Raw genomic sequence first — 21,183 nt, forward strand, 5'->3', positions numbered from 1 at the left:
CTTACAGGATTAATTTATTAATATGATGAATTATTAATTTGAAATAATAAAATATTTGTATTTAGAAATTCTAATTTTATTTTGTTGTTATTTTAATGTCTGCGCAATTAAATTGATTTGCGCTTTGTGAGATATTAGCGCTGTTTTAGGCATTTCCTAAACTAAGAACATATCTCATCTTCTGCTTGTATTAATCTTTTTATACTCAGGGAAGAAAATATTTAAACCTTGGTGCGTTTTACTTGACGCACCGAAGGAAAATGGACACGGAGGGTCTATGTTGTCGTTGCCTGGTAAGCATGGCGTTGTCATTAGCCGGATACCCGTCATGCAGAATGGGTTAGGGGACGTGATGGCACGTCATTTCCCCGATTTTGAATTGACCTACTGCCGCTCACTGCAGGAGTTAACCCTGCTTCAGTTGCGCCGCGCAGATGTGATTATCGCCGACGTTTCAGGCGAATACAGGAACCCACGGGGTACGCTCGAAGAGTATTACCGCTTACTGAACCAGTACCGGGAAATCCACTGGATCTTTTTGGTCTCCCGGCCGTTTTACCCTATTGCCGTTGAACTGCTTATGCGGCCGGAAAGCACGCTGCTTTCTGATATGGAACCTATCGAAGGTGTCGTTAACGCTATCCGGGCAGGGAGCGAACGCGCAGAACGGATAAGCCAGACGTTATTAACCCCAGAACCTGAGCAAAGTGAGGATGACGACGAACACTTTATTGCGCTCACGCACTCAGAACGTAAGGTGCTTCGCCTGTTAGGCAAAGGGTGGGGGATTAACCAAATCGCTACGTTGCTTAAAAAGAGCAATAAAACGATCAGTGCGCAGAAAAACAGTGCGATGAGAAGGCTGTCATTACGGAGTAATGCCGATATGTACGCCTGGATCAACAGTACACAGGGAATGAGAGAGCTGAGTTTAATGTCAGCCTATGGAGAGTTCGAGGAATGGAAAAAACCGATTCAACAAGACATATCGCCATCATCGAAAATTGCTCGATGAGTGCGGTCGGGCTGCAGCATCTTTTTACGCAGCCTGAACTCAGCCAATATCAACTGCACCTGTTTAATGATTTTGATGGCTTTAAGAAAGCACTGCAACACGTGAATTTTTTCTCGCTGATCTATTCGCTTTCCGATGCGCGAGAAGAACGACGTAACTGCCTGGCGCATCTGCGGGATCTCGCGTTTACGCATAGCCATATTCAGCGCATTATCCTGGTCTCGGATGAGATGGAGGCGAGATTGATTAGCCATCTTTCGCCTTCACGTCTTCACGGTGTGGTCAGTAAATCGGTGACCCTTGAACACCTGCTGAAGGAGTTAGTGGTATTGTTGAGCGAAACGCTGCGCATTAATGACAATATGCTTAACCACTGGTACTGCAGTCAGAACCGGATGTTAAGCCCAACGGAAAGAGCAATTTTACGTTATATGTCATGCGGATATTCCATTCCCGAAATCGCGGCGCAGCTTGAACGCAATATCAAGACTATTCGCGCGCATAAGTTTAATGCGATGGTGAAGCTAGGGGTGAATTCTGACGTAGGATTGCTTGATGCAGCGGATATTCTTACCCATCTTCCGGTTAGAGAACCGCGAACTGTGGGGCTAAGCAAACCGACATTTTTGTAACCTGTACCTTTTGCGCGCCAGATGTGCTCTGGCGCGTCATTCAGATGCACACATCAACCCACTTTGCTGAAGTCAGCTCTGCCATTCTGTCCGGAGAAATACGTACGGCACTATGAATAGCGCCAGCGGCGGGGAGCACTTCAGCGTATTGTTTTAAAGAGATATCGCAGTAAACCGCAAGTGGGTTTTCAAGCCCAAACGGGCAGACGCCACCAACGGGATGACCCGTCACGGTAACCACTTCATCACTGCTGAGCATGCGTGCTTTCGCGCCAAACGTGTCTTTCAGTTTTTTGTTATCCAGACGCGCATCACCCTTCGCCACCACCAGAATCACCTCATTTTTAACCTTCAACGATAGGGTTTTGGCGATTTGTCCCGGCTCTACACGGTGGGCGGCAGCAGCCAGCGCAACGGTAGCCGTACTCTGGCTAAGTTCTATTACCTCTATTTCCGGCGCGTTGTCGGCAAAAAACTGCTGTACGGACTGCAAACTCATTGTTTCCTCCTGACAAATATCCTGCGTAATCTGTCATAAGAATTTATGCTCTGTAAATATCTCTTAAGTAACAAATATCCAGGATGGCTGATTTCTGGATCCTCTTCACAATCACAGAAACCGGTTACAGTAACCGGTTGCAGAGCGTGATGCGTAGATTAATACTGAGTATGTAACGTCCCCTGTATCCAATAATAAGAGCCAATTATGAAACCATTTCGTCTGAGCAGTACCGCTGGTACGCAAGCCAGCAAGGTTGTGAAGCTGATTTATGGAACAACGTGCGGCGCGAGCGCGCCTGTAATAAACGTCTGACAGGAGATCAATCATGTCTGCCAACCATGCTGCGTTTAATCTGATATTCCGTTTCGTTGAAAATTACGTGAGCCCGATTGCCGGGCGGATCTCGTCCCAGCGTCATGTCATGGCTATTCGTGATGGGTTCATCTCTGCGATGCCGTTCATGATTGTGGGTTCATTTTTATTAGTGTTTGCTTACCCACCGTTTTCGCCTGATACCACCTGGGGTTTCGCACGCGCCTGGCTGGATATGGCGAAGCAGTTTGAAGGCCAGATCCTGACGCCGTTTGATATGACGATGGGCATTATGTCCATTTATATCTGCGCGGCCATCGCCTATAACCTTGGCAAACATTATGTCAAAACGCACCAGCTGGATCCGTTCATGTGCGCCATGCTTTCGCTGATGGCGTTTCTGCTGGTTGCCGCCCCGAAAACCAAAGGCACGCTTCCCGTCGACAGCCTGGGTGGAACGGGTATTTTTACCGCCATTCTGGTGGCGATTTACTGCGTTGAAATGATGCGTTTCCTGAAGGCGCATAACATCGGTATTCGCCTGCCGGACCAGGTGCCGCCGATGATCAAAAACTCCTTTGACCTGCTGATCCCGGTGCTGGTGGTGGTGTTAACGCTTTATCCGCTGAGCCTGGTGATTCAGTCTCAGTTTGACATGCTGATCCCGCAGGCAATTATGTCCATCTTCAAGCCTCTGGTTTCCGCGGCGGATTCACTGCCCGCGATCCTGCTGGCGGTGTTGATTGGCCACCTGCTGTGGTTCGCCGGGATCCACGGGGCGGCTATTGTCTCCGGGATGCTGCAGATGTTCTGGCTGACTAACCTCGGAGCGAACCAGACCGCGCTGGCTGCCGGCCATCCTCTGCCACATATTTTTATGGAAGCCTTCTGGACGTTCTTCATCGTGATTGGCGGGTCGGGTGCGACGATGGGTCTGGTGATTTGCTATCTGCGCAGCCGTTCAGCGCATTTACGCTCTATTGGCCGATTGAGCGTGGTGCCCAGCTTCTTCAACATCAACGAACCCGTTATCTTCGGTACGCCGATTGTAATGAACCCGGTGTTCTTTATTCCGTTCCTGCTAGCCCCGATGGTTAACGCCGTGCTGGCCTGGGTGGCGATGACGTTTGATCTGATTGGTCGTGTTATTTCAGTGGTTCCCTGGACGGCACCGGCGCCGATAGGCGCAGCATGGGCCCTGGGCTGGGATTTCCGCGCGGCTATCCTGGTTGTGGTTCTGGCCTGCGTGTCGGCAATCATCTACTACCCGTTCTTCAAAGTGTACGAGAAGCAACTGCTGGAGCAGGAAGCGGAAGAAGCGCAGCGTAATGGGGAAGAGGACAATCAGCAGGTGGCTTAAAGACGTTGTGCCGGGTGGTGGCTGCGCCTTACCCGGCCTACGAGTCGAGGTTTTTGTAGGCCCGGTAAGCGAAGCGTCACCGGGCAATTCACTGCACTACTTCAGCGTGCAATCCCCGCACTGCTTAACGTCCGGCAGGCGATAGCGCTGGCAGCAGGTACGGCGTACCAGAAGCCCGTCACGGAGCACAACGGTACGGAATAACGGATTATCGCGACCATCGGAAAGCTGTTTGGCAAAGAAGCAGGACTGGCGCAGGGCCTCCACTTTCTCATCGCCAAGCAGCGGCTTCATTTCTGTTAAATACCAGTGAATTAAATACCCGGTATTACTCCAGATAAGCTTCCCGTTGATCTCGCCCGTTGCTTCAAGTGCCTCTACCACTGGGATCAGGGCCTGGATGACAAGCTGTTCCAGACGTTCCTGAGCAGAGAACTGCTCTGCGCCGCGATCTTCGTGCAGATCAATCCAGAAGCAGGCTGCTCGGCCAGTTTCGTGGAACTCGACGTGAAAATGATCCGGGGAGAGCGCCAGCATGCTCTTTTGGGTTAATACCGCCAGCATGAGTGGGGGAACCATCAGCCCGATATACCACTGTGCCCACAGGGAAAGCAGAGGTTTATTTTCCCGCGTTAGGGTCGGCTGATTGCGATAGATATGGTCGGAATAGGTTGCAAGCAGCGACTGCAGCGTAGAGGGCTGCTGCCACTCAGCGAGCGTCATGGTGTGGTGCGGGGGCGCTTCATCAAGCCTGATAAAGTCCAGCAGGTGGGCGCGCGTCTTAGCAATCTTGTCCCGTATGGCATCCGCAAGCGACGCATTCCCGCTGGTGAGGGGCGCTCGCCAGAGGAGTGGTTCAACGATGTGTGCGGTATGCGTAGCCATAGTTGAGATAGAAATCTAAATGATAATGATTGCCAATCCTAACTATTGCTCATACCAATGGCAAGACTTTTGTCCTGATTAACCGAAGACGCGCTTAAGCGGTTTGTAGCTCTTCACTCAGCAGAATGTTATTGCGACCTAAATGCTTTGCTTCATAGAGGGCTCTGTCCGCTCTCTCCAGAGCGCTTTCCACGTCCTCGTTTTCGAAAATGGCAATACCGATGCTGATGGTGACATTGGTGGCGACGCTTTCGTTGAACAGATGGGGGATTTTCAAATCATAGACTTTCTGACGGATCCGCTCTGCCGTATGGCGGGCGTGTTCAAGTGAAATATTCGTCAGCAGCACCATGAACTCTTCCCCACCGAAACGCGCCACAATATCGCGCGAGCGGACGGCATCACGAATTGCCGCAGAGACGCGCTTCAGCGCCTGGTCACCCATCATGTGGCCATAATGGTCGTTATAGGCTTTGAAGTGGTCGATATCCATCAAAAGAACAAAATGTTCGCCGTTTTCTACAGCCGGCAGGTTCTCCAGACGGCTCTGCAGGCCGCGACGATTATAGAGCCCGGTTAGCGGGTCCATCATACTGAGATCGGTCAGAGTTTCCCGTTCTTCCAGCAGGCGAGAGAGCAGCTCCTGGGCGAAGCGATCGTTGCGCCGTTGCAAAATGTTATGAATAGCAATAGCCACCACAGGAAGTGCGAAAGAATAGGACATTCTTAGCCATATATCCTGGTCACTTAACCACAGGCAGACAATAAAGGCGGGGAGCGAGTGCAGCGTAAATGCTTTGATATTACTGGCGAAGGCCAGCGTTCCGATAAAAAGCACCGTGAGTAAAGCTATTATCAAATACATCGCCTGGTCATGGGTAATTAGCGAAAATTTCGAATCTATTTGCCAGGCCCACAAAATACCAAAGATTGCTGAAACGGCAGGAATATTTATCTTCCGCGCGCGCTTTTTCCAGTGCCAGATGAACAGGCCAGTACTGATCGCGAAAATAGCAATCAGAGGGGCAGAAAACACGCGTACAGAATAGAGCGGGTTTGTTACCGAGAACACGGCTGACGTTGCGTTCAGAAATAAAAATAAACGTAACGATAATTGATATTTTCTTTGAACCAAAGACCGCCAGGATTGTGATGTCATAGTCGTGCGTTTTTATTAAAACTTAATTAAAACAGATGAATAGGTGTGGTTTCGCACTTAATTATGCAAAAAACTCAAAGCGTAATTATAAGAAAAAGTTTATGTGTAGTTAACAGGTGAGCAATTTATCACCTTAGGAAATTTCTGTCATTCTACATAAGGAGAAAGGGCGATTTTTTTTTGCTTCACTGCGCTGACAAATGATAATTTTTATCATATGATATTGTTTATCATTATCGTTATGAAAGGGCGATGTATGTTGAACAGGGCGCTGGGAAGTGCATGGGGAGTATTGCTGCCGGGCGTAATCCTTGGCGGTTTGATGTTTGCCGATCTCTCCATCGAAAGCTGGAAGGCCATCATTGTGGCAGGGCTGCTGATGACGTCAGGCATGATCTGGCATAAGCACCTACGCCATTATGTGTTACTGCCATCATGCGTCGCATTAGTCAGCGCAATTCTGGTGATAATGATGAGTTTGAAATAACAGGGAAAATAAGAGGTATTACAGAAGGGAGATAAGATAATTGGTGCGAGGGGGGGGACTCGAACCCCCACATCCGTAAGGACACTAACACCTGAAGCTAGCGCGTCTACCAATTCCGCCACCTTCGCATACCATCGATACTGTAAAAGTATCGTAACCACGGAGGCGCATTCTAGATGTTTTCAGCTTTACGTCAACAGAAAAGTGCGCGCCTTTTATTGATTGCTGCAAAAATGGACGGAATTGCGACGCCTGCTTGCCGGATGGCGCTGGCGCTTATCCGGCCTGCATTGTATGGCGAATTATTTTTTTGCCTGACGCGTCATCACGGTGCGGTAGACCTTAAAGCGGCCCGTCTGGGCGATCACTTCGTGGAAGCCGAAGGTTTCGTCCAGCACTTTCGGGTACGCCAGGAAGGCGTTCGCCACGATGCGCAGCTCGCCGCCGCTGTTGAGGTGACGAGTCGCGCCACGGATCAGGGTTTGCGCAGCTTCGAGGCTGGTTTCCATCCCGTCGTGGAACGGCGGGTTAGAGATGATCATGTCAAAGCGGCCGGTGACGTCAGAGAAGACGTTGCTGGCAATCACATCGCCTTCAATGCCGTTGGCCGCAAGCGTTGCGCGGCTTGCTTCAACCGCCGGGGCGCTCACGTCACACAGGGTTAAGCGCACTTTTGGTGAATGGCTGGCAAGCACCGTTGAAAGCACGCCCGCGCCGCAGCCCACGTCCAGCACTTTGCCTTTGGTGTGCGGCGTCAGGGTGGAGAGCAGCAGCTTGCTGCCCGTATCCAGCGCGTCACGGCTGAAGACACCCGGCAGGGTTTTGATGGTCAGGCCGTCAAGCTGGTACTCGTCCCAGTATGCCTGCGCATCAAACGTTGTCTGTTTTTCCAGACGGCCATGATACAGACCGCAGCGACGTGCGCTGTCGACTTTGGTCAGCGGCGCGTAGGCTTCCAGCATCTGCTCGGCGCTACGGACACCGCTGCGGTTTTCACCGACCACGAAAATATCGCAGCCAACCGGCAGCAGGGAGAGCAGGTTCATCAGCTGGAACTGGGCTTCTGGCTTGTTCTTCGGCCAGTAGTAGATCAGCGTATCGCAGTCGGCAATATCGCTCTGCTCCGCCACCAGGCTGAAGCGTGCGCGCTCGCCCATCTGGCGGCTCAGCACCTGCCAGTGGTGGTAGTATTGGGTGTGGGCACGGCTTTCAGCACAGTCGAAACGCGCGGGCAGGTCATCCTGCATATCTCCGGCAAACAGAATACGGCTTTCTTCGAAATCATCACTGTGACGCAGCAAGACTTCACTTGCCGGGGTAAATGCAGACATGAATTGTTCCTCAATAAACTCAGGCGGGGATTATAGTAGGTAGATGGCGCACTTTCGACACATTTGCTATATTTGCGCGCCTGAGAGACAGGAGTTATCCCTATGACATCCCGACGAGACTGGCAGTTGCAGCAGCTGGGCATCACCCAGTGGGCTTTGCGTCGCCCGACGGCGTTGCAGGGCGAAATCGCCATCTCCATCCCCGCGCACGTTCGGCTGGTGATGGTGGCGGAAGAACTGCCTGCCCTGAATGAGCCCCTGATCGGTGATGTCCTTCGCAGCCTGAAGCTGACGCCCGACCAGGTCTTACAGCTGACGCCGGAACGGGTTGCCATGCTTCCTCCTGATAGCCGCTGTAACAGCTGGCGCATCGGAGAGACAAACGACATCTCTCTTCAGGGGAGCCAAATCAGCTCACCAGCGCTGGACGAGCTGAAAGCCAATCCAAAGGCGCGCAGCGCGCTATGGCAACAAATCTGCGAATATGAACACGATTTCTTCCCTCACGACGCCTGACCTGACCGCAGCGTTCGCGATTGAAACACGCGCCCACGCTTTTCCGTGGAGCGAAAAAACGTTTGCCAGCAATCAGGGCGAGCGCTATCTGAACTACCGTCTGGACGTTGACGGCACCCTGGCCGCGTTTGCCATCACGCAGGTGGTTCTTGACGAGGCGACGCTGTTTAACATCGCCGTCGACCCGGCGTTTCAGCGCCGTGGGCTGGGCAGAGAACTGCTTGAGCATCTCATTCGTGAGCTCGAAACCCGCGACGTTTTCACCCTGTGGCTGGAGGTGCGCGCGTCGAATGTCGCCGCCATCGCGCTCTATGAAAGCTTAGGCTTTAACGAGGCGACAGTCCGACGTAACTACTACCCCACCGCAGAGGGACGTGAAGACGCCATTATCATGGCTCTGCCAATTGGATAACGAATATAAGGTTGTAACGATGAAATGGGACTGGATTTTCTTTGATGCCGACGAAACGCTGTTTACGTTTGACTCGTTCGGCGGCCTACAGCGGATGTTTCTCGACTATAGCGTGACCTTCACCGCCGAAGATTTTCAGGACTATCAGGCGGTGAACAAGCCGCTGTGGGTGGATTACCAGAACGGTGCCATCACTGCGTTACAACTTCAGCACCAGCGATTTGACGTCTGGGCGGAGCGCTTAAAGGTCAGTCCGGGGACGCTGAACGAGGCTTTCCTTAACGCCATGGCCGATATCTGTGCGCCCCTGCCGGGCGCGGTTTCCCTGCTGAATGCGTTGAAAGGCAAGGTGAAACTGGGGATCATCACCAACGGTTTTACCGCCCTGCAGCAGATCCGCCTTGAGCGCACCGGCCTGCGCGATCATTTCGATGCGCTGGTGATCTCGGAAGAGGTCGGCGTGCCGAAACCGGATCCGCGAATTTTCGATTATGCGCTGGCGCAGGCCGGTAATCCCGACCGCGATCGCGTGCTGATGGTGGGTGATACCGCAGAGTCTGATATTCTTGGCGGTATGAAGTCAGGTTTGTCGACCGTCTGGCTGAATGCGCATGGCCGCGTGAAGCCTGAAGGCATCGAGCCAACCTGGACCGTCACGTCATTGACCGAACTGGAGCAACTCCTGTGTAAACAATGATTGCCTGCCCCCCGTTGATGGGTAAAATAGCCGCAATTTTGTATTCCATGATGCGTGGCGTGCTGCCGCGCTTATAAAAGAAGATTTAATTATGACGTTGTCTCCTTATCTGCAAGAGGTGGCCAAGCGCCGTACTTTTGCCATTATCTCGCACCCGGATGCCGGTAAAACGACCATCACCGAGAAGGTGTTGCTGTTCGGACAGGCGATCCAGACTGCGGGTACCGTTAAAGGCCGTGGCTCCAGCCAGCATGCAAAATCTGACTGGATGGAGATGGAAAAGCAGCGTGGTATTTCGATTACCACCTCCGTGATGCAGTTCCCGTATCACGACTGCCTGGTGAACCTGCTGGACACCCCGGGGCACGAAGACTTCTCCGAAGATACTTACCGTACCCTGACGGCGGTGGACTGCTGTCTGATGGTGATTGACGCCGCGAAGGGTGTAGAAGATCGTACCCGCAAGCTGATGGAAGTTACCCGTCTGCGCGATACGCCGATCCTCACCTTTATGAACAAACTCGACCGTGACATCCGCGATCCGATGGAGCTGATGGATGAAGTGGAAAACGAGCTGAAGATCGCCTGTGCGCCAATCACCTGGCCAATTGGCTGCGGTAAGCTGTTCAAAGGGGTTTATCACCTCTATAAAGACGAAACTTACCTGTATCAGACCGGTAAAGGCCACACCATTCAGGAAGTGCGCATTGTGAAAGGTCTGGACAACCCGGATCTCGATGCCGCCGTTGGCGAAGAGCTGGCCGCGCAGTTGCGCGACGAGCTGGAGCTGGTGAAGGGCGCGTCTCACGAGTTCGACAAAGAACTGTTCCTGAGCGGCGAAATTACCCCGGTCTTCTTCGGTACCGCGCTGGGTAACTTCGGCGTTGACCACATGCTGGACGGTCTGGTGGAGTGGGCACCTCAGCCGATGCCGCGTAAAACCGACACCCGCGAAGTGGAAGCGAAGGAAGAGAAGTTCACCGGCTTCGTCTTTAAAATTCAGGCCAACATGGACCCGAAACACCGCGACCGCGTGGCCTTCATGCGCGTGGTGTCCGGTAAGTATGAGAAGGGCATGAAGCTGCGCCAGGTGCGCATCGGTAAAGATGTCGTGATTTCCGACGCGCTGACCTTTATGGCGGGCGACCGTTCGCACGTTGAAGAGGCGTATCCGGGCGACATCATCGGTCTGCACAACCACGGTACGATCCAGATCGGCGATACCTTCACCCAGGGCGAGATGATGAAGTTCACGGGTATTCCGAACTTCGCACCGGAGCTGTTCCGTCGCATTCGTCTGCGCGATCCGCTGAAGCAGAAACAGCTGCTGAAAGGCCTTGTTCAGCTCTCTGAAGAGGGCGCCGTGCAGGTGTTCCGTCCAATCGCCAACAACGATCTGATTGTCGGCGCGGTCGGTGTGCTGCAGTTCGACGTGGTGGTTGCGCGCCTGAAGAGCGAATACAACGTGGAAGCGATTTACGAATCGGTCAACGTGGCGACCGCGCGCTGGGTTGAGTGTTCTGACGTGAAGAAATTCGAAGAATTTAAGCGTAAGAACGAAATTCAGCTGGCGCTTGATGGCGGCGACAACCTGACCTATATCGCGCCAACGATGGTCAACCTGAACCTGACGCAGGAACGTTATCCAGACGTTCAGTTCCGCAAAACGCGCGAACACTAATCCCCTCCTGGAGCACGGCAATCGCCGTGCTCTTCTTTTATTCCTGTCTTATTAGTCCCTTGCGGAATGTTCTTAATTCACCGCAAATTCACGTTATTCGCGCGTTTTTTACGCAATTCTGAAAGCGGCATTGTGAGAGTGATCTATATTTAACTCAGTGTTTAGCACCGGGCATGGATGAATTAACTGTTCAATGCATGTCGATTGGTTCTCCATTTCACCCGTGTGTTTATTCGCGATATATAAAACTACTAAGGAAGTATTTAGCCCGAATAACGGGTAAAACACAGGAATACATCGATGAATATGACAAGACTGAAGATTTCTAAAACTCTGCTGGCTGTAACACTGGGTAGCGTTCTGGTTAGCGGTTCCGCCCTGGCGGAAAGCAGCACCATGGATAAAGCACAGTCCACGGCCGACACCGCAGGGCAAAAAATCGATAGCTCTATGAATAAAGTCGGTAATTTCATGGACGACAGCTCTATCACAGCAAAAGTGAAAGCCGCACTGGTGGATGATGAAGCCATCAAGAGCACCGATATTTCCGTTAAGACCGACAAAAAGGTCGTTACCCTGAGTGGCTTTGTTGAAAGCCAGGCCCAGGCCGAACAGGCTGTGAAGGTGGCGAAGGGTGTCGAAGGTGTCGCATCCGTGAGCGATAAACTGCACGTTCGCGACGGTAAAAACGCCTCGGTGAAAGGTTATGCCGGTGATGCCGCTACTACCAGCGAAATCAAAGCTAAACTGTTAGCAGATGACATCGTGCCGTCTCGTAAGGTGAAAGTGGAAACCACCGATGGCGTGGTTCAGCTTTCCGGTACGGTTGATTCACAGGCGCAAAGTGAACGCGCCGAGTCAATTGCGAAAGCCATTGATGGTGTTAAAAGCGTTAAAAACGATCTGAAAACGAAGTAATTCTGGACCATTCGCCCGTAAGGCTTAACCCTGCGGGCGAAATAAGAACGACTCTGGAAAAACGCCGGTGAGTGACCTGAGCGCTCACGTTTAGCGGCCGACATTAACTATGGTAAAGGAGAAGCTTATGTTTCGTTGGGGCATTATATTTCTGGTTATCGCGTTAATTGCCGCCGCATTGGGCTTTGGTGGTCTGGCAGGTACAGCGGCATGGGCAGCTAAAATTGTCTTCGTCGTTGGTATTATTCTGTTCCTGGTCAGCCTGTTTACGGGTCGTAGACGTCCGTAGCAAACGCAATATTCCTTCAACAAAATAAAGCCAGTCACTGCGACTGGCTTTTTCTTATTTGCGTTACAGGTCGGGTGCGTTACTGTGGAGTGATAAAATAATCAAAACAGGAAAGCAGAGGTGGGGCAACGAATTCCCGTTACGCTCGGCAATATTGCGCCGCTGACGTTAAAACCGTTTAGTGCGGGTCAACTCGCACTTGTCTGCGAGGGGGGAGGACAGCGCGGCATTTTCACCGCTGGCGTGCTGGATGAATTTATGCGCGCGCAGTTCAACCCGTTTGACCTCTACTTCGGCACGTCCGCCGGGGCGCAGAATCTCTCTGCCTATGTCTGTAACCAGCCCGGCTACGCGCGAAAAGTGATCATGCGCTTCACCACGGCGAAAGAATTTTTTAACCCGGTGCGCTTCGTTCGCGGCGGCAACCTGATCGATCTCGACTGGCTGCTGGAGTCGACCTCCAGCCAGATGCCGCTGGCCATGGATACCGCCGCCCGCCTGTTTGATAGCGGCAAAGAATTCTGGATGTGCGCCAGCCGGGGGGATGACTATTCGCCGGGCTATTTCTCACCGCAGAAGGAGAACTGGCTCGACATCATCCGCGCCTCCAGCGCTATTCCCGGTTTTTATCGTACCGGCGCGCTGCTGGATGGCATCAGCTATCTGGACGGCGGCATCAGCGACGCGGTGCCGGTTCAGGAAGCCGCGCGACGCGGGGCGAAAACCATCGTGGTGATCCGTACCGTTCCATCGCAAATGTATTACACCCCCCAGTGGTTTAAGCGGATGGAGCGCTGGCTGGGCGACAGCAGCCTGCAGCCGCTGGTGAACATCGCGAAGCAGCATGAAACCACCTACGGCGCGATGCAGCGCTTTATTGAAAAACCCCCGGGCAAGCTGCGCATCTTTGAAATTTATCCGCCTAAGCCGCTGCTGAGCATGGCGTTGGGCAGCCGGTTGCCTGCGTTGCGTATGGATTACAAAACGGGGCGGCTGTGCGGGCGTTACTTCCTGGCGACCGTCGGGAAAATGCTGGCCGAGCAACCGCCTCTGCATCGGCATAAACGCATTATTACGCCACCTGCAATTGTCGCCAATGACGCCCTGACCATGCCGCTGGTGGACATTCCGCAGGCGAATGACGCTTTATTAGATAACGAGGATCTGGCGTGACGCACCGCTTTGTTGATACCCACTGCCACTTTGATTTCCCGCCGTTTACGGGGAATGAAGCGCAAAGCATTGCGAAAGCTGCCGAAGCCGGCGTGCAGGCCATCATTGTGCCGTCGGTTGAAGCGGCCTATTTTACCCGCGTGCTGGATCTTTCCGCGCGATACTCCGCGCTTTATGCCGCGCTCGGCCTGCATCCGATTGTGATTGAGCGCCATCGTGATGAGCATCTTGAAGAGCTGGATCGGGTGCTGCAACGTGCAGGAGAGAAACTTGTCGCCATCGGCGAGATCGGCCTCGATCTCTATCGCGAAGATCCGCAGTTTGAACGCCAGCAGACGATCCTGGACGCGCAGCTTCGGCTGGCAAAGCGTCACGATCTGCCGGTGATCCTCCACTCCCGACGCACTCATGACAAACTGGCGATGCACCTGAAGCGCATCGACCTGCCGCGAAGAGGCGTAGTGCATGGTTTTTCCGGCAGCCTGCAGCAGGCGCAGCGTTTTATTGAACTGGGCTATAAAATTGGCGTCGGTGGCACCATCACCTATCCGCGCGCCAGTAAAACCCGTGACGTAATGGCGCAGCTGCCTCTCTCTGCGCTGTTACTGGAAACGGATGCCCCCGATATGCCGCTGAATGGTTTTCAGGGGCAGCCGAATCGCCCGGAACAGGCGGCGCGGGTGTTTAACGTGCTGTGCGAACTGCGTCAGGAACCTGAAGAGGTCATTGCCAGCGCGCTGCTCGAAAATACCCGTTCGGTTTTTGGTATCACGCTATAGATAAAGCGCCGGACGAATCACCGTTATCTTCTGTTTTTCCAGCGCCCGCGCCAGCGGTTCAATATCCTCCTGCGTGGCGCTGCGCCATGACGCCGCCTCGCCGTAGACCCCGTGTGCATGAAACGCGTTAATACGCACCGGAACATTCCCCAGCTCGAGGATGAACGCGATCAACGGTTTGATATGTTCCAGATAATCACACTGTTCCGGGATGACCAGCAAGCGTAGCTCCGTCAAACGGTGACGGTCTGCCAGCCAGCGAATGCTCTCCTTAATCTGCGGGTTTTCGCGTCCGGTCAGGAAGCGGTGATATTCATTCCCCCACGCTTTGAGGTCCAGCATTGCGCCATCCAGCACCGGCAGCAGTTTTTGCCAGCCGGTTTCGCTTAGCAGACCGTTGCTGTCTACCAGGCAGGTTAAATGATGTAGCTCAGGATCGGTTTTGATCGCGGTAAACAGGGCGATCAAAAACGGCAGTTGGGTTGTGGCTTCGCCGCCGCTCACGGTGATCCCTTCGATAAAGGGCGCGGATTTACGGACCTGAACGAGGATCTCGTCGACGCTCAGGCGGTGCGCCATGGGCGTGGCCTGCTGCTGGCACAGGCGCAGGCAGGTGTCGCACTGCTGGCAGTGACTCTCCTGCCACCAGACGCGTCCGGCCTGAATGGTCAGCGCGTCGTGCGGGCAGTGGGGCACGCAGTCCCCGCAGTCGTTGCAGCGCCCGATGGTCCACGGGTTGTGGCAGGTTTTGCAGCGCAGGTTACAGCCCTGCAGGAACAGCGCCAGGCGGCTGCCCGGCCCGTCCACGCAGGAGAAGGGGATGACCTGACTAACTAAAGCGCATCTGCTGTTCATGGCTTATCACGCGCGGCTGACGTTCCAGAATACGGGTATTGCGTGCGGCCTCTTCCCCCAGCCACGTGGTGTTCGTTCTTGAACCCGCTTCCCGGTATTTCTCCAGATCCGACAAGCGAACCATATAGCCGGTCACGCGTACCAGATCGTTACCGGCCACATTCGCGGTGAACTCACGCATACCGGCCCTGAACGCCCCCAGGCAAAGCTGAACCACCGCCTGCGGATTGCGTTTTACCGTCTCATCCAGCGTTAAAATATCGCTGATCCCGGAATGATAGTGTTTATGGTGCGGCGCTACGGCCAGCAGATGACTGACAGGATCCGGCTCGTCACCGTACGGCAGACGCGCCCCCGGCGTGGTGCCCGAATCGGAGCTGATGCCTGACTGGGCGTGCAGCATCGCGCGATGCTTCCAGCCGTGCTTCACCGGCGTATTTTCAACAAACGCCGCAAGCTGTTCGCTGATGCGATAACCCAGCGCGTTGGCCTGCTCGTCTTTCCCGTAACGCCCCGCCATGCCTGCTTTCTCACACAGTACGTTCACCGCTTCGGCAAGACCGTACATGCCAAACATCGGCACAAACCGATCGGCATCAATCAGCCCCTCTTTCACCAGGAAGCTATTCTCAAAGAAGCCGGATTGCCCGTACAGAAAATTGCAGCGCGCATCGATGATGGCGATTTGCTGCTGGCAGTAGTGCGGGAGCGAGCGGGTGAAGAAATCGTCAATGGATGTGCTGTGTTCGGCGATTGCCTTGAGGTTAAGGCGCACCAGGGTGCTGCCACCGCCCGCCAGCGGCAGAGAGTTGTAACAGCTCACCACGCCAAAACGGCCTTTTGTGAAAATTTTATCATTCACTGGGCCGTTTGAAATATGCGGTTTGCTGCATTCACAAATGTTTTTTGCCACCTCAAGCAGTAAATCGTCTGGGGTGATCTCAGGATCGTAGATAAAGGTCAGATTGGGCGCAACCTGCTTCAGTTCAGCATCTGCACGCAGAATGGCACGGGTGACAGGGCCGTCGGCGGGCCCGATGTTGGCGTGCATAAACGCATCGGGCAGCGTTCTGTCGAGATAGCGCCAGAAACGTTTTATTCGGCTATCGATTTCTTCTTGTGTTAGAATTCTAACATACGGATTCAGTAGCGCATCAAGCTGCCCCAGATAGACCGGCATTGATGTCACTGAAGGAACATGGTGATAGAGAATAGTTAACAGAGAGAGGGCGTCATCAAGATCTTTCGCGCCTTCCAGCTCCAGCCATTGCGAACCGTTAGCCAGGAATTTTTCATAATCCGGCAGCACGTAGCGCGGTTTGTAGGGGGCATGGCCTTCGTACATGTCGCAGATGAACCCCTCGTCCAGCGCGGCGCGGGCGGCCGGAGATAGCGTCGGGTAGGGTAGATAATTTTCCGCTTCCAGCGCCAGAAAATGACGTTTTTGCTCCGGGGTTAACACCGGGCTTGTCACAATGTGCTGGCAACGTTGTTGCAGGGCGTCGGGCATGTTCGCTTCCTTGAATGTTCTGCGGATGATGAACGGATTGTAGGAAGCCAGCCTGCCGGCGCTTTTGATCCAACAAGGGATATCGCTGCTTTAGTCAGCAATTTGCACGCTAAAGTTTGAACAAGATCTCATTACAGTAATGCAAATTTGTACGCAGTTTTCATTAACTGTGATGAATGTCGAAGTGTGGATGCGGGTGAATGTTAGAATACTCACAGACCCGCAAGGTAAAATTTATACGGCACTGCCGTTGGAGAATGTTATGACCGATTTAACTGCAAGCAGCCTGCGCGCGTTGAAGCTGATGGACCTGACCACCCTGAACGATGACGACACCAATGAAAAAGTCATCGCCCTGTGCCATCAGGCAAAAACGCCAGTGGGTAACACCGCCGCCGTCTGTATCTACCCGCGCTTTATCCCGATTGCCCGCAAAACGCTGAAAGAGCAGGGCACGCCGGACGTGCGCATTGCAACCGTGACTAACTTCCCGCACGGCAATGACGACATTGAGATTGCGCTGGCGGAAACCCGCGCGGCAATTGCCTACGGCGCAGACGAAGTTGACGTGGTGTTCCCGTACCGCGCGCTGATTGCCGGCAACGAGCAGGTCGGTTTTGACCTGGTGAAAGCCTGTAAAGACGCGTGTGCGGCGGCAAACGTGCTGCTCAAAGTGATCATCGAAACCGGCGAGCTGAAAGAAGAGGCGCTGATTCGTAAGGCGTCAGAAATCTCCATCAAAGCCGGTGCGGATTTCATCAAAACCTCTACCGGTAAAGTGCCGGTCAATGCGACCCCGGAAAGCGCGCGCATCATGATGGAAGTTATCCGCGATATGGGCGTATCCAAAACCGTGGGCTTCAAACCTGCGGGCGGCGTACGTACCGCGGAAGACGCGCAGCAGTTCCTGGCGATTGCCGACGAACTGTTTGGCGCTGAGTGGGCTGACTCCCGCCACTACCGCTTCGGCGCGTCCAGCCTGCTGGCCAGCCTGCTGAAGGCGCTGGGTCACGGCGACGGTAAGAGCGCAAGCAGCTACTGATTGCCAGACAATGCCGGATGGCGCTTCGCTTATCCGGCCTACAGGATCGCAGGGCGGGTAAGCGTACCCGCCGCCATTCACCCGATTCCGCATGGGGGTTACCGTGTTTCTCGCACAAGAAATTATTCGTAAAAAACGTGATGGTCTTGCTTTAAGCGACGAAGAAATTCGCTTCTTCATCAACGGCATTCGTGACAACACCGTCTCAGAAGGGCAGATTGCGGCTCTGGCGATGACCATTTTCTTCCACGATATGTCGATGCCTGAGCGCGTGTCGCTGACCATGGCGATGCGAGATTCAGGAACCGTTCTGGACTGGAAAAGCCTCAACCTTAACGGCCCGATTGTGGACAAACACTCCACCGGCGGCGTGGGCGATGTGACTTCGCTGATGCTCGGCCCTATGGTGGCAGCCTGCGGCGGTTACGTTCCCATGATCTCCGGGCGCGGCCTGGGCCACACCGGCGGTACGCTCGACAAACTGGAAGCCATTCCAGGCTTCGATATCTTCCCGGATGACAATCGCTTCCGCGATATTATTAAAGACGTTGGCGTGGCGATTATCGGCCAGACCAGCTCTCTTGCTCCGGCAGACAAGCGTTTTTACGCGACGCGTGATATTACCGCCACCGTAGACTCCATCCCGCTGATCACCGCCTCTATCCTCGCCAAAAAACTGGCGGAAGGGCTGGACGCGCTGGTGATGGACGTGAAGGTGGGCAGCGGCGCGTTTATGCCGACCTATGAACTCTCTGCTCAGCTTGCCGAAGCGATCGTTGGCGTCTCCAACGGCGCGGGCGTGCGCACCACCGCGCTGCTGACCGACATGAACCAGGTGCTGGCCTCCAGCGCCGGTAACGCGGTTGAAGTCCGCGAAGCCGTGCAGTTCCTCACAGGCGAATACCGTAACCCGCGCCTGTTCGATGTCACCATGGCGCTGTGCGTGGAGATGCTCATCTCCGGCAAGCTGGCCAAAGACGACGCGGAAGCCCGCGCGAAGCTTCAGGCGGTGCTGGACAACGGCAAAGCGGCGGAGATCTTTGGCCGCATGGTGGCGGCGCAGAAAGGCCCGACCGATTTCGTCGAAAACTACGCGAAATACCTGCCGACCGCGATGCTCAGCAAAGCTGTTTATGCGGATGGCGAAGGTTTTGTCTCCGCCATGGACACCCGCGCGCTTGGCATGGCTGTTGTATCTATGGGCGGCGGTCGTCGTCAGGCATCGGACACCATTGATTACAGCGTCGGCTTTACCGACATGGCCCGTCTGGGCGACAGCGTCGACGGCCAACGTCCGCTGGCGGTGATCCACGCGAAAGACGAAGCCAGCTGGCAGGACGCGGCGAAAGCGGTGAAAGCGGCAATATCTCTTGACGATAAAGCACCGGAAACCACACCGACGGTCTATCGTCGTATCACTGAATAGCGGTATACTGATCTGATCGCATTTTTATGAAGCACTAAGTACGGAGAACAATTATGAAACGTGCATTTATTATGGTGCTGGACTCATTCGGCATCGGCGCAACCGAAGATGCAGAACGTTTTGGTGACGTGGGTTCCGATACCATGGGTCACATCGCGGAAGCCTGTGCAAAAGGCGAAGCGGACAACGGTCGTAAAGGCCCTCTGACTCTACCTAACCTGACCCGCCTCGGGCTGGTAAAAGCGCATGAAGGCTCTACCGGTAAAATCGCAGCCGGTATGGACGGCAACGCGGAAGTGGTGGGCGCCTACGCCTGGGCGCACGAGCTCTCTTCCGGGAAAGATACCCCTTCCGGTCACTGGGAAATCGCCGGTGTGCCGGTGCTGTTTGACTGGGGCTACTTCTCCGATCACGAGAACAGCTTCCCGCAGGAGCTGCTCGATAAGCTGGTGAAGCGTGCCAACCTGCCGGGCTACCTCGGTAACTGCCACTCTTCCGGCACCGTGATTCTGGATCAGCTCGGCGAAGAGCACATGAAAACCGGCAAGCCGATTTTCTACACCTCTGCTGACTCCGTGTTCCAGATTGCCTGCCACGAAGAGACGTTTGGCCTGGATAAACTCTACGAGCTGTGCGAAATCGCCCGTGAAGAGCTGACCGAAGGCGGCTACAACATTGGCCGCGTTATCGCACGTCCGTTTATCGGCGACAAAGCGGGTAACTTCCAGCGTACCGGTAACCGTCACGACCTGGCCGTTGAGCCACCGGCGCCGACCGTGCTGCAGAAGCTGGTCGACGAGAAGGGCGGTCACGTGGTGTCCGTGGGCAAAATAGCGGATATCTACGCCAACTGCGGTATCACCAAAAAAGTGAAAGCGACCGGTCTGGATGCGCTGTTCGATGCCACTATCAAAGAGATGAAAGAAGCAGGCGATAAGACCATTGTCTTCACCAACTTCGTGGACTTCGACTCCTCCTGGGGCCACCGTCGCGATGTAGCCGGTTATGCTGCGGGCCTGGAGCTGTTTGACCGCCGTCTGCCGGAGCTGATGGAGCTGGTGGGGGAAGATGATATTCTGATCCTGACCGCAGACCACGGCTGTGACCCAACCTGGACCGGTACCGACCACACCCGTGAGCATATTCCGGTACTGGTGTACGGCCCGAAAGTGAAGCCAGGCTCGCTCGGTCACCGTGAAACCTTCGCGGACATCGGCCAGACCATTGCGAAATACTTTGGTACGTCTGACATGGAATATGGCAAGGCCATGTTCTGAACGGATTGGGTGCGGCCTGATGCCCTCACCCCGGCCCTCTCCCACAGGGAGAGGGAGAACAGAATGTAGGCCGGGTAAGGCGTAGCCGCCACCCGGCAAAAACAACAATGTAAAAGGAACTGAAGATGGCAACTCCTCACATTAATGCAGAAATGGGTGATTTCGCTGACGTCGTATTGATGCCGGGCGACCCGCTGCGCGCGAAGCACATTGCAGAAACCTTCCTCGAAGACGTGCGTGAAGTGAACAACGTTCGCGGCATGCTGGGCTTCACCGGTACCTATAAAGGCCGCAAAATCTCCGTTATGGGCCACGGCATGGGTATCCCGTCCTGCTCCATCTACACCAAAGAGCTGATCACCGATTTCGGCGTGAAGAAAATCATCCGCGTAGGCTCCTGCGGTGCGGTGCGTATGGACGTTAAGCTGCGTGACGTGGTGATCGGCATGGGCGCATGTACCGACTCTAAAGTTAACCGCATCCGCTTTAAGGATCATGACTTTGCGGCAATCGCTGACTTTGACATGGTGCGTAACGCGGTTGACGCGGCAAAAGCGCTGGGCGTTGACGCACGCGTGGGCAACCTGTTCTCTGCCGATCTGTTCTACTCGCCAGAAGGCGACATGTTCGACGTGATGGAAAAATACGGCATCCTGGGCGTGGAAATGGAAGCGGCGGGTATCTACGGCGTGGCGGCTGAGTTTGGTGCGAAAGCGCTGACCATCTGCACCGTGTCTGACCACATCCGTACCCACGAGCAGACCACCGCTGCCGAGCGTCAGACCACCTTCAATGACATGATCAAAATCGCGCTGGAATCCGTTCTGCTGGGCGATAAAGAGTAAGAGCTGTTGTGCCGGGTGGCGGCGTCGCCTGACCCGGCCTACGGTTTTCCAGCCCGCTAAGCGCAGCGCCAGCGGGCTTT

General features: G+C 54.3%; 22 protein-coding genes and 1 tRNA gene. 16 read left to right on the forward strand and 7 right to left on the reverse strand.

What is annotated here, in order from left to right; translation table 11 throughout:
* Nucleotides 1–277 precede the first annotated feature (277 nt).
* The gene (locus tag IM271_RS07545; RefSeq protein WP_028015423.1) at nt 278–1,015 is read left to right on the forward strand and encodes a LuxR C-terminal-related transcriptional regulator; all 738 of its coding nucleotides are present in this window, start codon (nt 278–280) and stop codon (nt 1,013–1,015) included.
* Nucleotides 1,012–1,647 (forward strand): DNA-binding transcriptional activator BglJ, encoded by a 636-nt coding sequence (gene bglJ / locus IM271_RS07550; RefSeq protein ID WP_041911299.1) that lies wholly within the window; start codon nt 1,012–1,014, stop codon nt 1,645–1,647. The genes IM271_RS07545 and bglJ overlap by 4 nt, the downstream gene beginning before the upstream one ends.
* 40 nt (nt 1,648–1,687) lie before the next feature.
* Here bglJ and IM271_RS07555 read toward each other — a convergent pair whose 3' ends face one another.
* Entirely contained in the window at nt 1,688–2,146 is a 459-nt protein-coding gene (locus tag IM271_RS07555; RefSeq protein WP_023331967.1) for a YbaK/EbsC family protein, read from the reverse strand.
* 328 nt (nt 2,147–2,474) lie between these two features.
* Here IM271_RS07555 and IM271_RS07560 point away from each other — a divergent pair, with 328 nt between their 5' ends.
* Complete coding sequence (locus IM271_RS07560; RefSeq protein ID WP_193052409.1) at nt 2,475–3,821, forward strand: PTS sugar transporter subunit IIC; 1,347 nt, start codon at nt 2,475–2,477, stop codon at nt 3,819–3,821.
* Nucleotides 3,822–3,917: 96 nt separating this feature from the next.
* Here the strand turns inward: IM271_RS07560 and fhuF are convergent, their stop codons facing one another.
* Nucleotides 3,918–4,706, reverse strand: coding sequence for a siderophore-iron reductase FhuF (fhuF, locus tag IM271_RS07565; RefSeq protein ID WP_048959802.1), 789 nt, complete (start codon nt 4,704–4,706; stop codon nt 3,918–3,920).
* 94 nt (nt 4,707–4,800) lie between these two features.
* Entirely contained in the window at nt 4,801–5,865 is a 1,065-nt protein-coding gene (locus IM271_RS07570; RefSeq protein WP_048999318.1) for a GGDEF domain-containing protein, read from the reverse strand.
* Nucleotides 5,866–6,082: 217 nt separating this feature from the next.
* On the opposite strand from IM271_RS07570, the gene IM271_RS07575 reads away from it, so the two are divergent.
* A complete protein-coding gene (locus IM271_RS07575) occupies nt 6,083–6,352 on the forward strand; it encodes a DUF1435 domain-containing protein (RefSeq protein ID WP_048959803.1) in 270 nt (89 codons plus the stop codon).
* Nucleotides 6,353–6,393: 41 nt separating this feature from the next.
* Here IM271_RS07575 and IM271_RS07580 read toward each other — a convergent pair.
* Nucleotides 6,394–6,480 (reverse strand) — tRNA-Leu (locus tag IM271_RS07580).
* 174 nt (nt 6,481–6,654) lie between these two features.
* On the reverse strand, nt 6,655–7,683 hold the full coding sequence (gene rsmC, locus IM271_RS07585; protein WP_047367286.1) for a 16S rRNA (guanine(1207)-N(2))-methyltransferase RsmC: 1,029 nt from the start codon (nt 7,681–7,683) through the stop codon (nt 6,655–6,657).
* Between the two features lie 102 nt (nt 7,684–7,785).
* Here rsmC and IM271_RS07590 point away from each other — a divergent pair, with 102 nt between their 5' ends.
* The 8 genes from IM271_RS07590 to IM271_RS07625 all read left to right on the forward strand — a co-directional run bounded on the left by IM271_RS07590 (nt 7,786) and on the right by IM271_RS07625 (nt 14,148).
* Entirely contained in the window at nt 7,786–8,199 is a 414-nt protein-coding gene (locus IM271_RS07590; protein WP_041911296.1) for a DNA polymerase III subunit psi, read from the forward strand.
* Nucleotides 8,168–8,611 (forward strand): ribosomal protein S18-alanine N-acetyltransferase, encoded by a 444-nt coding sequence (gene rimI, locus IM271_RS07595; protein WP_028015431.1) that lies wholly within the window; start codon nt 8,168–8,170, stop codon nt 8,609–8,611. The genes IM271_RS07590 and rimI overlap by 32 nt, the downstream gene beginning before the upstream one ends.
* 19 nt (nt 8,612–8,630) lie before the next feature.
* On the forward strand, nt 8,631–9,308 hold the full coding sequence (yjjG, locus tag IM271_RS07600; protein WP_041911295.1) for a pyrimidine 5'-nucleotidase: 678 nt from the start codon (nt 8,631–8,633) through the stop codon (nt 9,306–9,308).
* A 91-nt stretch (nt 9,309–9,399) separates the two neighbouring features.
* A complete protein-coding gene (prfC, locus tag IM271_RS07605; protein ID WP_028015433.1) occupies nt 9,400–10,989 on the forward strand; it encodes a peptide chain release factor 3 in 1,590 nt (529 codons plus the stop codon).
* Between the two features lie 300 nt (nt 10,990–11,289).
* The gene (gene osmY, locus IM271_RS07610; RefSeq protein ID WP_028015434.1) at nt 11,290–11,907 is read left to right on the forward strand and encodes a molecular chaperone OsmY; all 618 of its coding nucleotides are present in this window, start codon (nt 11,290–11,292) and stop codon (nt 11,905–11,907) included.
* 127 nt (nt 11,908–12,034) lie between these two features.
* Complete coding sequence (locus IM271_RS07615; protein ID WP_003856556.1) at nt 12,035–12,196, forward strand: DUF1328 domain-containing protein; 162 nt, start codon at nt 12,035–12,037, stop codon at nt 12,194–12,196.
* 120 nt (nt 12,197–12,316) lie between these two features.
* Nucleotides 12,317–13,369 (forward strand): patatin family protein, encoded by a 1,053-nt coding sequence (locus IM271_RS07620; RefSeq protein ID WP_032644971.1) that lies wholly within the window; start codon nt 12,317–12,319, stop codon nt 13,367–13,369.
* Complete coding sequence (locus IM271_RS07625; RefSeq protein ID WP_048958878.1) at nt 13,366–14,148, forward strand: TatD family hydrolase; 783 nt, start codon at nt 13,366–13,368, stop codon at nt 14,146–14,148. The genes IM271_RS07620 and IM271_RS07625 overlap by 4 nt, the downstream gene beginning before the upstream one ends.
* Here IM271_RS07625 and IM271_RS07630 read toward each other — a convergent pair.
* Complete coding sequence (locus tag IM271_RS07630; protein WP_049001325.1) at nt 14,143–15,003, reverse strand: YjjW family glycine radical enzyme activase; 861 nt, start codon at nt 15,001–15,003, stop codon at nt 14,143–14,145. The two genes, IM271_RS07625 and IM271_RS07630, sit on opposite strands and share 6 nt — an antisense overlap.
* On the reverse strand, nt 14,978–16,513 hold the full coding sequence (locus IM271_RS07635) for a YjjI family glycine radical enzyme (protein ID WP_193052410.1): 1,536 nt from the start codon (nt 16,511–16,513) through the stop codon (nt 14,978–14,980). The genes IM271_RS07630 and IM271_RS07635 overlap by 26 nt, the downstream gene beginning before the upstream one ends.
* A gap of 262 nt (nt 16,514–16,775) precedes the next feature.
* Here IM271_RS07635 and deoC point away from each other — a divergent pair, with 262 nt between their 5' ends.
* From deoC to deoD, 4 genes are all read left to right on the forward strand, one after another.
* Entirely contained in the window at nt 16,776–17,555 is a 780-nt protein-coding gene (deoC, locus tag IM271_RS07640) for a deoxyribose-phosphate aldolase (protein WP_032644972.1), read from the forward strand.
* A gap of 103 nt (nt 17,556–17,658) precedes the next feature.
* Entirely contained in the window at nt 17,659–18,981 is a 1,323-nt protein-coding gene (gene deoA, locus IM271_RS07645) for a thymidine phosphorylase (protein WP_041911290.1), read from the forward strand.
* Nucleotides 18,982–19,034: 53 nt separating this feature from the next.
* Nucleotides 19,035–20,258, forward strand: coding sequence for a phosphopentomutase (deoB, locus tag IM271_RS07650; protein ID WP_028015441.1), 1,224 nt, complete (start codon nt 19,035–19,037; stop codon nt 20,256–20,258).
* Between the two features lie 125 nt (nt 20,259–20,383).
* On the forward strand, nt 20,384–21,103 hold the full coding sequence (deoD, locus tag IM271_RS07655) for a purine-nucleoside phosphorylase (RefSeq protein WP_003856538.1): 720 nt from the start codon (nt 20,384–20,386) through the stop codon (nt 21,101–21,103).
* The last annotated feature ends 80 nt before the right edge of the window (nt 21,104–21,183 follow it).

The sequence above is a fragment of the Enterobacter cloacae complex sp. I3 genome (genome assembly GCF_014896175.1).
In the GTDB taxonomy this organism is placed as follows: domain Bacteria; phylum Pseudomonadota; class Gammaproteobacteria; order Enterobacterales; family Enterobacteriaceae; genus Enterobacter; species Enterobacter bugandensis.